Genomic DNA, 13,938 nt, shown 5'->3' on the forward strand with positions numbered 1-13,938 from the left:
CCGCGCCGGCGACCGATGGAGGGCATCCTCACCGGGTTCGCGATCATCGCGGTGGTCATCGCGGCCGGGTACGTCTCCGGCCGCCTGCGCCTCGGCGGCGACGGCGCGCAGCTCGCGCTCAACCGCATCGCGTTCTTCGTGGCCAGCCCCGCGCTGCTGTTCACCGTGGTGGCCGACGCGGACCTCGCCGAGCTGTTCCACGCGCCCCTGCTGGTCCAGGGCGCCGCGGCGGTCGTCGCCGCGGGGCTGTTCGTCGTCGCCAACGCGGTGCGCCTGCGGCTCTCGGCGTCCGAGGCGACGGTGGGGGCGGTGTCGGCCGGGTACGTCAACGCCAACAACATCGGCCTGCCCGTGGCGGTGTACGTGCTGGACGACCCGGGCGCCGTGGTGCCGCTGCTCCTGCTGCAGCTGCTGGTCTTCGCCCCGCTGACGCTGCTGCTGCTCGACGCGCAGACGTCCGGCCGGCTGTCGGTGCGCCTCGTGCTGACCCAGCCCGTGCGCAACCCGATCATCCTCGGGTCGGTGGCCGGCGCGGTGGTCTCCGCGCTCGGCTGGAGCGTGCCGGCCCCGGTGCTCGCCCCGCTGGAGATCCTCGGCGGGGCGGCGATCCCCATGATGCTCATGGCGTTCGGCATGTCGCTGCACGGGTCGCGGCCGCTGCGGCGCGGGTCGTCCCGCGCCGCCGCCGGCGTCGCCACCGCGATCAAGGCCGTCGTGATGCCGGCCGTGGCGTTCGCGCTCGCCCGGTACGCCTTCCGGCTCGACGACGACGAGGTGCTCGCCGCCGTCGTGCTCGCGGGCCTGCCCACCGCGCAGAACGTCTTCAACTACGCCTCGCGGTTCCACCGCGGCGAGGTCCTGTCCCGGGACACCATCCTCGTGACCACGCTCCTGTCCCCCGCCGTCCTCTTCGCGGCCGCCCTGCTGCTGGGGTGACGCGCCGGGGCGACGGGTAGGGTTCCCTCGTGCCCGAGCCCCAGGTCCACGTGGTCCTCGCCTCCCAGTCCCCCGCCCGTCTGGCGACGTTGCGCGCCGCCGGGGTGGAGCCCACCGTGGTCGTCTCCCGCGTGGACGAGCCGGCCGTGCTGGCCGACGCCGCCGAGCGGCACGGCGAGCTCGAGGCGGCCGACCAGGTGCTCGTGCTCGCCCAGGCCAAGGCCGAGGACGTCGCGCGGCGCCTGGAGGACGAGGAGGCCGTCGCCGACATGATCGGCGCGCAGGTGGCCGACGCCGTGGTCGTCGGCTGCGACTCGATGCTCGAGCTCGACGGCGAGGTCGTGGGCAAGCCCGCCGACGCCGACGAGGCGCGGGCCCGCTGGCGCGCCATGCGCGGGCGCGCCGCGGTGCTGCACACCGGGCACTGGCTGGTGGACCTGCGCGACACCGACGGCGACGGCACGGGCGCCACCCTGGGCGCCACGTCGTCGACCACCGTGCACTTCGCCGACGTCGACGACGCCGAGATCGAGGCCTACGTCGCCACCGGCGAGCCGCTGCACGTGGCCGGCGCCTTCACGATCGACGGCCTCGGCGGCCCGTACGTCGAGCGGATCGAGGGCGACCACCACGGCGTCGTCGGGCTGAGCCTGCCGCTGCTGCGCGAGCTGCTGGGCGAGATCGGCGTGCCCTTCCACGCGCTGCGCGGCTGACCTCCCGGCGCCGCGGGCGCCCCGCCGCAGGGCGACCGGCTCTGTGGGAACCCGCAACGCACGTGGCACCGGGGCCCGCCCGGACACGCTCGCCATGTGGGATCCCTACAGACGGCCCGGAGCACGCTTGGCACCCGCTACAGACTTCCCCGCGGCCCGCCGACACCTGCCCTGAGCAACGCTCGGCCCGCGTTACGGTGAGCCGTGCCCATCACCAAGGTCCTCATCGCCAACCGCGGCGAGATCGCGGTCCGGGTCGCGCGCGCGTGCGCCGACGCCGGCATCGCGTCGGTCGCGGTCTACGCCGACCCCGACCGCGAGGCGCTGCACGTCCGCCTGGCCGACGAGGCGTTCGCCCTCGGCGGCGCCCGGGCGCAGGACACCTACCTCGACATCGACAAGCTGCTCGACGTCGCGCGCCGCTCCGGCGCCGACGCGGTGCACCCCGGGTACGGCTTCCTGTCCGAGAACGCGCAGTTCGCCCAGGCCGTCATCGACGCCGGCCTGGTGTGGGTCGGCCCGCCCCCGGCGGCCATCGAGGCGCTCGGCGACAAGGTGAGCGCCCGGCACATCGCCCAGCGCGCCGGCGCCCCGCTGGTGCCTGGCACCGCCGACCCCGTCCAGGACGCCGCCGAGGTGCGCGCGTTCGCGGCCGAGCACGGCCTGCCCATCGCCATCAAGGCGGCGTTCGGCGGCGGCGGCCGCGGCCTCAAGGTCGCCCGCACCGCCGACGAGATCGACGAGCTGTACGAGTCCGCGGTGCGCGAGGCGACGGCCGCGTTCGGCCGCGGCGAGTGCTTCGTCGAGCGCTACCTCGACCGCCCGCGGCACGTGGAGACCCAGTGCCTCGCCGACGCGCACGGCACCGTCGTCGTGGTCTCCACCCGCGACTGCTCGCTGCAGCGGCGCCACCAGAAGCTCGTCGAGGAGGCGCCCGCGCCGTTCCTCACCCCCGAGCAGGAGGAGGCGCTCGACCGCGCCTCGCGCGCCATCCTCGCCGAGGCCGGCTACGTCGGCGCCGGCACGTGCGAGTTCCTCGTGGGCGAGGACGGCACCATCTCGTTCCTGGAGGTCAACACGCGCCTGCAGGTCGAGCACCCGGTGAGCGAGGAGGTCACCGGCATCGACCTGGTGCGCGAGCAGCTGCGGATCGCCGACGGCGAGAAGCTCGGCTACGACGCCACCACCGTGCGCGGGCACTCCCTGGAGTTCCGCATCAACGGCGAGGACCCGGCCGCCGGGTTCCTGCCCTCCCCCGGCCGGATCACCACGCTGCGCTGGCCGTCCGGCCCCGGCGTGCGCGTCGACACCGGCGTGGTCGAGGGCGACACGGTCTCCGGCGCGTTCGACTCGATGATCGCCAAGCTGGTGGTCACCGGCGCCACGCGCCAGCAGGCCGTGGAGCGCGCCCGGCGCGCGCTGCGCGAGCTCGAGGTGCAGGGCATCCCCACCGTGGTGCCGTTCCACCGCGCCGTGCTCGAGGCCGAGGACTTCGTCCCGGCGGGCGGCGACGCCTTCCGGGTGCACACCCGGTGGATCGAGACCGACTTCGCCGACACCCTCGCCACGCTCGCGCCGGCCGCCCCGCCGGCCGCCGAGCCGGAGGCCGAGGAGCTGCAGCCGCAGGCCGAGCGCGTCGTCGTCGAGGTGGGCGGGCGCCGCCTCGAGGTGGTGCTGCCCGCCGGCCTCGGCGTGGCCGCGGGCCGCGCCCGCCAGGCCAACGCCCGCGGCGGCAACGGCCGCCGTCCGGGCCGGCGGGCCGCCGCCCGCGCAGCCGGCGGCAACGGGACGACGCTCACCTCGCCCATGCAGGGCACGATCGTCAAGGTGGCCGTCGAGGACGGCGCCCAGGTGGCCGAGGGCGACCTCGTCGTCGTGCTCGAGGCCATGAAGATGGAGCAGCCGCTGGTGGCCCACCGGGCCGGCACGGTGCGGGCCCTGGCCCTCGCCCCGGGCGACGGCGTCACGGCCGGCGCGCCGATCTGCGACATCGTCGACTGACGCCTCCGCCGGTCGCGGCACCCGCCGCGCCGGCAGCCGCCCGTCGGGACCGGTCCGGGCGCCGGGGCGCGCGGCTCAGGCGCCGGCCGCGTCCCGGACGGCCGGCTCGCCCGCCGCCGTCCGCGCGTCGTCGGCCCCGGCGGCGCCGTCGACCCCCTCGCCCTCCGGCGGTGCGGCGGGCCGCGCGACCTGCGCCAGCGACCGTCGCGCGGACGGCACGGCGAGCAGCCCGGCGACGAAGGCCATGAGCAGCACCCCGGCGACCACGAGCAGCGACTCGACCGAGAACCGGTCGGCCAGCGGGCCGAACACCACCATGCTCAGCGGCATCGCGACCGTCATGACGATGCCCACGAACCCGAAGACGCGGCCCTGCTTCTCCGGCTCCACGGTCTCCTGCAGGATCGCCATGCTCGGCGCCGACATCAGCGAGAAGGTCGCGCCGATGAGCAGGCCCAGCGTGAAGAACACCCACATGTTGGTCGCGACGCCGAGGCCGGCGGTGAGCACGCCCGCGGCGAGCACAGTGCCCACGATCAGCGCGATCCGGTTGGTGATGCGGCTGCCGAGAGCGGCGACCACGATGCCGCCGGCGAGCATGCCGACCGCCCAGAAGATCTCGTTGGCGGTGAGCTTCCAGACCTCCGGACCGAACGTGCGGGTCACCATGAGCGGCGTGAGGTAGGACGGGGCGCCGACCAGCACCATGGTCACGGCGAAGAGCGTCATCAGCCACTTCACCGGGCCGTGGCCGGCGATGTACCGGACGCCCGCGGCGAGGTCGCCGAAGTAGCTCACCGGCGCGTCGTCGGCCCGCACGAGCCGCGGCACCGCGACGAGCAGCAGCAGCCCCACCCCGATCAGCGCGGTGACGACGTCGACGAAGAACACCGCGACGATGTCGAAGCTGGCGTAGATGGCGGCGGCCACGACCGGCGCGAGCAGCATCATCCCGGACTGGATCGACTGGAAGATGCCGTTGATCCGCATGAGCTGGTCGGTCGGGACGATCTGCGGGATCATCGCGCTCACCGCGGGGGTCTGGATGCCGGCGAACGTGGAGCGCACGGCCAGCGCGGCGAAGATGACCCACAGGTCGTCGACGCCGGACACCATGAGCAGGGCCAGCCCCAGCGTGATGGCCGCGATGGCGGTGTCCGAGCCCATGATCAGCAGCTTGCGGGAGTGCCGGTCGGCCCAGACACCGCCGAAGATCGAGACGAACGCCTGCGGCAGCATCCCGAACACGATGCTCAGCATCAGCACCGAGCCGGACCGCGTCTCGATCGTCAGGTGCCACATCACGGCGTACTGGACGATCATCGAGCCGAGCAGGGAGATGGTCTGGCCGCTGAGGAAGACGGCGGCGTTCCGCTTCCAGCCCGGCATCGCGGCGTCGGTGGTGCCGGCGGGGGCTCCGTCCGCGGCGCCCGCTGGGGCCCCGTGCGCGGCTCGGTCCGCGGCGCCGTTCGTGGCGCCGTCGGGGGTGGTGGCGTCGGTGACGTCCTGCTCGCGGTCCATCGGTGTCCCCTCGGGATGGGTCGGCGTGGTGCCGGTCCGTGGTCGGTGTCGTGTCGGTCGACCCCGGACGACGGGCGGACTCATCGGTCCGCCCGCCGGGCGCGGGCACGTCGGTCGCTGCGGCGCCCGCCCGTCCATCCTCGGCGGTAGCCTGGCCGGGTGCCCAGCCCTTTTCCGCCCCGCGACGGCCTCCACCGCCACGCCGGGGACGGCTGGGTCGCGTGCGGCGACCACCGGCACTGGGGCCTGTACGGCGCCGCCGGCCTGCTGCTGGCCCGCCGCGACGCCGCGACGGGCGCCGTGACCGACGTGGTCCTGCAGCACCGGGCCCTCTGGTCCGACCAGGGCGGCACCTGGGGCGTGCCGGGCGGGGCGCTCGACCCGTCCGAGGACGCCGTCACCGGCGCGCTGCGCGAGACCCAGGAGGAGGCCGGGGTCGACCCGACCGCCGTGGCGGTGCGCGGCACGCACGTGCTGGACCACGGCCCGTGGGCGTACACGACGGTGGTGGGCGAGGTCGCGCCGGGCGCGGCCGTCGAGCCCGCCGCCACCGACCCGGAGAGCCTCGAGGTGCGCTGGGTGCCGCTCGGCGAGCTGGGGACGCTCCCGCTGCTGCCCGCGTTCGCCGCGGCCCTGCCGCGGCTGCTGACGATGCTGGACGGCACCGCAAGAGACGGCACCGCGAGAGACGGCACCGCGCGGGGCGGCGGGGCGGAGACCTCCGCCGACGCGGAGAGCGCCTAGGCCAGCGTCGCGTCGACGACGACGTGCTCGCCGTCGATCGCCAGGCGCGTCACGTCGACGCCGGGCGCCTTCTCGGCCAGCAGCCGCTCCACGTCGACGACGACGGTCGCGTCGGACCGCACGTCCACCGCGCCGGGGGGCAGCCCCTGCTTGACGAGCTGGTGCTCGATCGGCTCGGCGAGCAGACCCATGAGCCGGTGCGCGGGCAGCCGCGCGGCGTTCACCTCGACCCCGAGCGTCGCCTTGCCGCCGGCGTAGGACAGGATCCGCACCTCGGCGCGCACGATCGGCGCGACCTTGACGGCGAGCTTGAGCGCGGACGGCAGCTCGTCGACCCGGCGCAGGTCCGCCACGAGGCGCACCACGCCGTCCTCGGCCGTCACGGAGGTGACGGCCGGCGGGGTCTCCACGCCGGCGATGCGGGCCATGACCATCCCCTCGGCGGGGGTCAGACGTACGTGCACGGTCCGACACTAAGCCCGCCCGCCGCGGCTCGCGGCCCCACGCCCGCCTCGCGCGGGGCGGGGGGTCTCAGACCACCCGCTCGCGGTCGCGCGCGTGCAGCACGCGCGCGCCCTCGGCGATCGACCCCGACAGCGACGGGTAGACGGTGAACGAGTCGGCGACGTCGTCGACCGTGAGGCGGTGCGCCACCGCGAGCGTGATCGGGAAGACCAGCTCGCTGGCCCGCGGCGCCACCACCACGCCGCCGAGCACCACGCCGGCCTCCGGGTGCGCGAAGAGCTTCACGAACCCGTCGCGCATGCCGAGCATCTTGGCGCGCGGGTTGCGCGCCAGCGGCAGCGTCGTGGTCACGTAGCGCGAGCCCTGCTCCTGCAGGCGGCGCTCGCTGTAGCCCACGGTGGCGATCTCCGGGGCGGTGAAGATGTTCGCCGCGACGGTGCCCAGCTGCAGCGGCGCGACGGCGTCGCCCAGGGCGTGCGCCATGGCGGTGCGGCCCTGCGTCGCGGCCACCGACGCCAGCGGCAGCACGCCGGTGCAGTCGCCGGCCGCGTACACGCCGCGGGCCGTGGTGCGCGAGACCCGGTCGACCTGCACGTGGCCGCTCTCGCTCAGGGCGACGCCGGCCTCCTCGAGGCCGATGCCCCGGGTGCTCGGCACCGCGCCGACGGCGATGAGCACGTGGGTGCCCTCCACCACGCGCCCGTCGGCGAGCGTGACGGCGACGCCGTCGGCGGTCCGCTCGGCGGACTGCGCCCGCGAGCGCGACATCACCGTCATGCCGCGGGCGCGGAACACGCCCTCCAGGAGCTCCGCGGCGTCCTCGTCCTCCCCCGGCAGCACCCGGTCGCGGGAGGACACCAGGACGACGTCGGAGCCGAGCGCCTGGTACGCCCCGGCGAACTCCGCGCCGGTGACGCCGGAGCCGACCACGACGAGGCGCTCGGGCAGCGCGTCGAGCTGGTACAGCTGCGTCCAGGTGAGGATGCGCTCGCCGTCGGGCCGCGCCGTCGGCAGTGTCCGCGGCGTGGCGCCGGTGGCCACGAGCACCGTGTCGGCGTCGAGCACCACCTCGCGCGCGCCGCCCTCGGGCGCCACGACCACCCGCGACGGCCCGTCCAGGCGCCCGGTGCCGGCGACGAGCTCGACGCCCTCGCGCTCGAGGCGGCCACGGATGTCGGCGGACTGGGCCGCGGCGAGCGCCAGCACGCGGGCGTTGACGGCGGACAGGTCCACTGCGGGGCGGTCGCCGCCGGTGCGGATGCCGAGCTCCGGCGCCCGCTCGGCGATCGTCAGCCACTCCGCGGTGGCGATGAGCGTCTTGGACGGCACGACGTCGGTGAGCACCGCGGCGCCGCCCAGGCCCTGGCGCTCGACCACCGTGACGTCGGCGCCGAGTCGGCGCGCGACGAGCGCGGCCTCGTAGCCGCCGGGGCCGCCCCCGAGGACGACCACGCGCTGCCCCCGGCGGGCGCTGCGGACGGCGGCCTCCCCCGCGGTGGCCGGGGTGCTCGCCGCACCGGACGACGGGGCGGGGGACGGGACGGGGGACGGGACGGACGAGGCGGCTTCGGCGACGGTTCTCTCGTTCGGCACGGCGCCATTCTCCCAGGCTGTCGGCTAGCCTCGGACCATGGCCACGAGCAGCACCGTCACGGGTCTGGCACCCGACATCGACGACCCCTCGACCGACCCCTTCGACGTCGCCCGCGCGGCGGCGGACCACATCGCCGAGGCGACGGGGGTGGCCGGCCACGACATCGCGCTGGTGCTCGGCTCCGGCTGGGGCGGCGCGGCCGAGCTGCTCGGCGAGGTGGTGGCGGAGATCCCCACCGAGGAGATCCCGGGCTTCTCGAAGCCGGCCGTGGCGGGCCACGTGGCCACCACCCGCTCGATCCGCGTGGAGCGCGCCGACGGCTCGACGCGCCAGGTCCTGGTGCTCGGCTCGCGCACCCACCTGTACGAGGGCCGCGGCGTGCGCCGCGTCGCCCACGGCGTGCGCACCGCCGCCGCCACCGGCTGCCAGACCGTCGTGCTCACCAACGGCTGCGGCGGCCTGCACGTGTCCTGGCGCCCCGGCCAGGTCGTGCTCATCAAGGACCACATCAGCTTCACGGCCACGTCGCCGCTCGAGGGCCCCACGTTCGTCGACCTCACGGACCTGTACACCCCGCGCCTGCGCGACGTGGCCCGCCAGGTGGACCCGACGCTCCCCGAGGGCGTGTACGCCCAGTTCTGCGGGCCGCACTACGAGACGCCCGCCGAGGTGCGCATGGCGGGCGTCATGGGCGCCGACCTGGTCGGCATGTCGACGGGCCTCGAGGCGATCGCGGCCCGGCACTGCGGCATGGAGGTGCTGGGCATGTCGCTGGTGACGAACCTCGCCGCCGGCATCAGCCCCGAGCCCCTGTCGCACGCGGAGGTGCTGGAGGCGGGCACCAAGGCCGGCCCCGTCATCAGCGACCTGCTCGCCCGCGTCGTCAAGCTCGTCTGAGCCCCGGCACCGCCCACACCTGGAGGTCCCCGTGTCGCACGACCCCTCGGCCGACGTGCCGTACGACGACTCCGACGAGTTCTGGGGCCCCGGCCTGCGCACGCTGCTGGCGCAGGCCGAGGACTGGGTCCGGCACGACGTCGACGAGGAGGACCGGGCGGAGCTGCGGGCGCTGATCGCCCGCGCGCAGGCCGGCGGGCAGGAGTCCGCGTACGACGTCGCCGAGCTGCGCGACCGGTTCGCCGGCTCGCTGCAGTTCGGCACCGCCGGCCTGCGCGGCGCGATGGCCGCGGGCCCCAACCGGATGAACCGCGCCGTCGTGACGACGGCGGCGGCCGGCCTGGGCCGCTACCTGCTCGACGCGCTCGGGCGGAGCGCGACGCCCCGCGTCGTGGTCGGCTACGACGCCCGCCACCGCTCGGCGGACTTCGCCCGGGACACCGCCGAGGTGCTGACGGCCCAGGGCGTCGAGGTGCTGGTGCTCCCGGCGCCGCTGCCGACGCCGGTGCTGGCCTACGCGGTGCGCCACCTCGAGGCGGACGCCGGCGTCATGGTCACCGCGTCGCACAACCCGGCGCAGGACAACGGCTACAAGGTGTACCTGGGCGGCCGCGTGGTCACCGACGCCGGCCGGGGCGCGCAGATCGTCCCTCCGTACGACGCCCGGATCGCCGAGCAGATCGCCGCCGTGGGCCCGGCCTCCGGCGTGCCGCGCGCCACGGACGGCTGGACGGTGCTGGGCCGCGAGGTCCTCGACGACTACCTCGCCGCCGTGGCCACCCTCAACGACGGCGCGCCGCGCCGCATCCGCATCGTCACGACGTCGCTGCACGGCGTCGGCGGGCGCGTGCTGGCCCGCGTGCTGCGCGACGCCGGGTTCACCGACGTCGTGCCCGTCGAGGAGCAGCTGCACCCCGACCCGAACTTCCCCACGGTGACGTTCCCCAACCCCGAGGAGAAGGGCGCGATCGACATGGCGATCGCGCTGGCCCAGGAGGCGAACGCCGACCTGGTGCTCGCCAACGACCCCGACGCGGACCGGTGCGCCGTCGCCGTGCTGGACCGGCGGCTGGGCACCTACCAGGGCGTGGAGTCGGCCAGCTCGCAGGGCTGGCGCATGCTGCACGGCGACGAGGTCGGCGCCCTGCTCGGCCAGGAGGCCGCGGCGGCCGCCGAGGGCCACCGTCGGGCCGTGCTCGCCAGCAGCGTCGTCAGCTCCCGGCTGCTGTCGGCCATCGCCGCGCGGCACGGCATCGAGCACGCCACCACGCTGACCGGGTTCAAGTGGATCGCCCGCACGCCGCACCTCGTGTTCGGCTACGAGGAGGCCCTGGGCTACTGCGTCGACCCCGCGCACGTGCGCGACAAGGACGGCCTGGCCGCCGCGCTGGCGATCGCGCAGCTGGCCAACCGGCTCAAGCGCGAGGGCCGCTCGCTGGTGGACCAGCTCGACGACATCGCCCGCGACAACGGCCTGTTCCTCACCGACCAGCTCTCCGCGCGCTTCGAGGACCTCGACCAGATCGCCGCGACGATGAAGCGGCTGCGGATGTCCCCGCCGCGCACGCTGGCCGGCAGCGGCGTGGCCCGGGTCGTCGACCTGTCGGCGGGCGTCGACAGCCTGCCGCCCACCGACGGCGTCGTGCTGCTCACCGCGGACGACACCCGCGTGGTGGTGCGCCCGTCGGGCACCGAGCCGAAGGTGAAGTGCTACCTCGAGGTGGTGCGGCCCGTGGGGCCGCGCGCCTCGTACGAGACGGTCGGCGAGGTGCGGGCCGAGGCGCGCGCCGCCCTGGAGCGCATCAAGAAGGACCTGACGGCCGCGCTGGGGCTCTGACGGGGTCAGGCGCCGGCGAGCGCGGCGTCGTCCTGCGCGACGGCGGCGACCCACGCGCGCTTCTCGACCCGCCAGCGCTCGTCGTCGGCGCCGCGGCGCCAGTAGCCGGACGCCGAGAGCTGCTCGGGCGTGACGCCGAGCTCGGCGCGGGCCCAGCGGCGCAGCACCCGCACGCAGCCGGCCTCGCCGTGCAGGAAGGCGTGCGGCGCGCCCGCCGGCAGCTCGCCGCGGGCGTGGGCGTCGATGACGGCGTCCTCCAGGCTCCCGGTGCCGCGCACCACCCAGGTGATGCGGGTGTCGGCCGTCGTCGCGAGGTCCTGGCGGTCGGCGTCGCCGGCGACCTCGACGAAGGCGCGGACCACCGCGTCGGCCGGCATGGCCTCGAGCGCGGCGGCCACCGCCGGCAGCGCGGAGTCGTCGCCCACCAGCAGGTGCCAGGCCGCGGCCGGGTCGGGCGCGTACCCGCCGCCCGGGCCGAGGAACGTCACGCTCTCCCCCGGCCGCACGCCGGCGGCCCACGGGCCGCCGTACCCCTCGTCGCCGTGCACGACGACGTCCACGTCCCACTCGCCGTCGCGCACCGCGCGCACCGTGTACGTGCGCAGCACGGGGCGGCCCTCCGGCTCGGTCGGCTCGGCCATGACGAGCTTGACGTAGCGGTCGGTGTACGGCGTGGGGTCGAGCGTGCGCAGCTCCTCCCCGGCGAGCGTCACCCGCACCACGTGCGGCGTGAGCCGCCGCTTCGCCGCGACGGTCACGGTGTGCGGCACGCCCCTGCGCCGCGGCGGCCCCGCGGGGCCCGCCTGCGGGAGGACGTGCTGGTCGGGGGCGGAGGGGCGCGCTGCGGTCTCGGTCATGGTGAGGTGAGCCTAACCTGCCGTCCTGGGCGCCCCCGACGGCGCCCCCCTCAGACCCGGTCGGCCCGCTCCGCCGCGACGAGCGCCAGGACCGCGGCGGCCCCGGCCGGCACGAGCACGGCCGCGGCCCCGTCGAGCAGCCCGCCGACCCAGCCCGCCGTGGCGAGCAGCAGCCACCCCCGGACGTACCAGGACGCCACCACGAGCATCGAGGCGTCGCCCATCGGCGTCACCACGGGCACGAACAGCCCCGCCGGCACCTGGGTGCGGCCGGCCACCCACGCGCGCGTCGCGAGCACCAGCGCGAGCCAGGCGACGGCGGCGGGCAGGGCACCGGGCAGGGCACCGGGCAGGGCACCGGGCAGGGCGCCGGGGCCGCCGGCGACCCCGGGCACGCCGGCCGCCAGCACCACGGCGAGCACGCCGGCCGCCACGACCACGACGAGCACGCCCGCGGCGGCGGGCACGACGGCGTGCCGGGCCAGGACGGCGCGGGCGCTGCCCGGCAGCAGCGCGCCCGGCACCGGCTGGGCGCCGAACGCCCGCAGGCCGCCGGCCCACGTGCCCGACGCCGCGTAGAGCAGCAGGAGGCCGACCACGAGCCGCCCGGTCGCCGGGGTCACGATCCCCGGTCCCGCCGCAGGTCCCGTCGCAGGCCCCGTCGCAGTGCCGCTCGTCGCGAGCGCGACGAGCACGAGGCCGGCGCCGAGCGTCCCGAGCGCGAGGGAGGCCGCGGTGCGGACCGGCCGGCGGGCCAGGCCGGCGAGGTCGCGCGCCGGCACCGGCCACCGCCGCGACGGCCCGCCGCTCAGGAGGCGGCCGCCGCGTCGCCGGGCCCTGGGCGAGGCGAGCGGCCGGCGCCCCCGCCCGACGGCGAGGGCGTCGCCGGTCGCGAGGCCCGCGCCGACGCCGACGGACCGCTCGCGCCCCGCGGCGGCGGCGTCCACGTCCACGCGCGCCGGGAGCACCTGCGCCGCGACCACGACGCACCCGGTCGCGGCGACGAGCACCGCGGCCCACGCGAGCGGGCCGGCCGGCGCGGGGACGGGGCCGCCGAGCCACCAGAGGGCCGCCACCGTGCCGGCCAGCGCGCAGGCCACGCCGCCCGCGGCCGGACGCAGGCGCGGGGCCTGCGCCGCGACGCCCAGCGCGACCGGCACCTGGGCGGCGAGCGCGGCCAGCGCCGTCGCGCGGGCCACCTCGCCGGGAGCCGCCCCGCCGCCGAGCACGACCGCCGCGGTCGCCGCGGCGGCCACGAGCGCCGCACCGAGCGCGACGGCGAGCGCCCGGGGGCGCAGCACCGCCGTCGGCCGGAACTGCCCGCCGAGCACGTGCACCGCCTCGCGGCGCGACGTCCACAGCGGCCCGCCGGCCCGGGCGAGCGCGACCGCGCCGAGGCACGCCCCGGCGAACGCCGCCGCGCCCAGGCCCGCGGCCGTGCGTCCCGCGTCCTCACCCGCCCCGACGTGGTGCAGCAGCGAGCCCAGCATCGAGCCGTACATCGCCGTGACGAGCACGGTCGCGTAGGCGGCGTACGCCACTGACCCGGCGGAGGCCGCCGCGCGGCGGCGCAGCACGGCGCGGCGCCAGCTGCGGTACGCCCGGGCGCCGTCGGGCCGGCTCGGGGGCCGCACGCCGCTCACCGGTCCGGGGCCGCGAGCGCGACCTCGACGCCGCGCGGCGCCCCGTCCGGGCCGGGGGCCGTCAGGGCCGCGCGCAGCCCGGGGTCGTGCGTGGCGGCGACGACGCTCCGGCCGGCGTCCAGCGCGGCCACGAGGAGAGACCGGGCCAGCTCGCGCCACCGGGCGTCGAGCCGCTGCTCGGGCTCGTCGAGCAGCACGAGCCGCGCGGGCCGGTACAGCGTGCACGCGAGGGCGAACATCTGTCCCTCGCCGGAGGAGAGCTCGGCCGGGAGCTGGTCGCGCACGCGCGCCAGCCCGGCGCGCCCGAGCCAGGCGTCGACGCCGGGCCCGGGGTGCCGCGGCCCCCACGCCGCGGCGACGAGCGCGAGGTGCTCCGCCACCGTGAGGTCGGGGTAGGTGGGCAACCCGTCGAGCAGCAGGGCGAGGTCCTCGCGGCGGCGCTGGCGCGAGACGTTGGCGGGCGCGCCGAACGTCGCGACGCTTCCGGTGGTCGGCAGGTCCGCCCCGGCCACGAGCCGCAGCAGCGTGGTCTTGCCCGAGCCGTTGGGTCCCACGACCGCGGCGGCCCGCCCGGGCGCGAGGCTCCAGTTGGTCGGCGCCAGGACCTGGACCGTGCCGTGGGTGCGGGTGGCGCCGCGCACCTCGGCGACCGGGGCCGGGGTGGTCGTCGGTCCGGGGTCGGCCTGCGGGGCGCGGTGGTCGTCCGTCACGCCCCGCAGGCTATCGGCCC

Annotated in this window: 12 protein-coding genes; 6 read left to right on the forward strand and 6 right to left on the reverse strand. The window is 77.0% G+C overall.

What is annotated here, in order from left to right; genetic code table 11:
- Positions 1 to 15: 15 nt before the first annotated feature.
- From U5M74_RS04655 to U5M74_RS04665, 3 genes are all read left to right on the forward strand, one after another.
- Positions 16 to 936: an AEC family transporter gene (locus U5M74_RS04655; RefSeq protein WP_410906594.1), complete on the forward strand. Its 921-nt coding sequence runs from the start codon at positions 16 to 18 to the stop codon at positions 934 to 936.
- A 29-nt stretch (positions 937 to 965) separates the two neighbouring features.
- Positions 966 to 1,649, forward strand: coding sequence for a Maf family protein (locus tag U5M74_RS04660; protein WP_410906596.1), 684 nt, complete (start codon positions 966 to 968; stop codon positions 1,647 to 1,649).
- Positions 1,650 to 1,853: 204 nt separating this feature from the next.
- Entirely contained in the window at positions 1,854 to 3,650 is a 1,797-nt protein-coding gene (locus U5M74_RS04665; RefSeq protein WP_410906598.1) for an acetyl/propionyl/methylcrotonyl-CoA carboxylase subunit alpha, read from the forward strand.
- Positions 3,651 to 3,725: 75 nt separating this feature from the next.
- Here the strand turns inward: U5M74_RS04665 and U5M74_RS04670 are convergent, their stop codons facing one another.
- On the reverse strand, positions 3,726 to 5,039 hold the full coding sequence (locus tag U5M74_RS04670; protein ID WP_410906864.1) for an MFS transporter: 1,314 nt from the start codon (positions 5,037 to 5,039) through the stop codon (positions 3,726 to 3,728).
- 291 nt (positions 5,040 to 5,330) lie between these two features.
- On the opposite strand from U5M74_RS04670, the gene U5M74_RS04675 reads away from it, so the two are divergent.
- Positions 5,331 to 5,915 (forward strand): NUDIX domain-containing protein, encoded by a 585-nt coding sequence (locus U5M74_RS04675; RefSeq protein WP_410906600.1) that lies wholly within the window; start codon positions 5,331 to 5,333, stop codon positions 5,913 to 5,915.
- Here the strand turns inward: U5M74_RS04675 and U5M74_RS04680 are convergent.
- On the reverse strand, positions 5,912 to 6,379 hold the full coding sequence (locus U5M74_RS04680) for a hypothetical protein (protein WP_410906602.1): 468 nt from the start codon (positions 6,377 to 6,379) through the stop codon (positions 5,912 to 5,914). The two genes, U5M74_RS04675 and U5M74_RS04680, sit on opposite strands and share 4 nt — an antisense overlap.
- A gap of 67 nt (positions 6,380 to 6,446) precedes the next feature.
- A complete protein-coding gene (locus U5M74_RS04685; protein WP_410906866.1) occupies positions 6,447 to 7,832 on the reverse strand; it encodes an NAD(P)H-quinone dehydrogenase in 1,386 nt (461 codons plus the stop codon).
- Between the two features lie 178 nt (positions 7,833 to 8,010).
- On the opposite strand from U5M74_RS04685, the gene U5M74_RS04690 reads away from it, so the two are divergent.
- Positions 8,011 to 8,871: a purine-nucleoside phosphorylase gene (locus U5M74_RS04690; RefSeq protein ID WP_410906604.1), complete on the forward strand. Its 861-nt coding sequence runs from the start codon at positions 8,011 to 8,013 to the stop codon at positions 8,869 to 8,871.
- A gap of 55 nt (positions 8,872 to 8,926) precedes the next feature.
- On the forward strand, positions 8,927 to 10,708 hold the full coding sequence (locus U5M74_RS04695) for a phospho-sugar mutase (RefSeq protein ID WP_410906868.1): 1,782 nt from the start codon (positions 8,927 to 8,929) through the stop codon (positions 10,706 to 10,708).
- Between the two features lie 5 nt (positions 10,709 to 10,713).
- Here the strand turns inward: U5M74_RS04695 and U5M74_RS04700 are convergent, their stop codons facing one another.
- The 3 genes from U5M74_RS04700 to U5M74_RS04710 are packed head-to-tail and all read right to left on the reverse strand — an operon-like array spanning position 10,714 to position 13,918.
- Entirely contained in the window at positions 10,714 to 11,565 is an 852-nt protein-coding gene (locus tag U5M74_RS04700; RefSeq protein WP_410906606.1) for a siderophore-interacting protein, read from the reverse strand.
- A 50-nt stretch (positions 11,566 to 11,615) separates the two neighbouring features.
- A complete protein-coding gene (locus U5M74_RS04705; RefSeq protein WP_410906608.1) occupies positions 11,616 to 13,199 on the reverse strand; it encodes a hypothetical protein in 1,584 nt (527 codons plus the stop codon).
- A 5-nt stretch (positions 13,200 to 13,204) separates the two neighbouring features.
- Positions 13,205 to 13,918: an ATP-binding cassette domain-containing protein gene (locus U5M74_RS04710; RefSeq protein WP_410906610.1), complete on the reverse strand. Its 714-nt coding sequence runs from the start codon at positions 13,916 to 13,918 to the stop codon at positions 13,205 to 13,207.
- Between the last annotated feature and the right edge of the window lie 20 nt (positions 13,919 to 13,938).

This window comes from Puerhibacterium sp. TATVAM-FAB25 (genome assembly GCF_046535855.1).
GTDB lineage: Bacteria > Actinomycetota > Actinomycetes > Actinomycetales > Cellulomonadaceae > Puerhibacterium > Puerhibacterium variabilis_A.

Bases quoted from the DNA above. Each gene is read 5' to 3' on its own strand.
- U5M74_RS04655 (WP_410906594.1), top strand. From the start codon at position 16: ATGGAGGGCATCCTCACCGGGTTCGCGATCATCGCGGTGGTCATCGCG.
- U5M74_RS04670 (WP_410906864.1), bottom strand. From the start codon at position 5,039: ATGCCGGGCTGGAAGCGGAACGCCGCCGTCTTCCTCAGCGGCCAGACC.
- U5M74_RS04690 (WP_410906604.1), top strand. From the start codon at position 8,011: ATGGCCACGAGCAGCACCGTCACGGGTCTGGCACCCGACATCGACGAC.
- U5M74_RS04700 (WP_410906606.1), bottom strand. From the start codon at position 11,565: ATGACCGAGACCGCAGCGCGCCCCTCCGCCCCCGACCAGCACGTCCTC.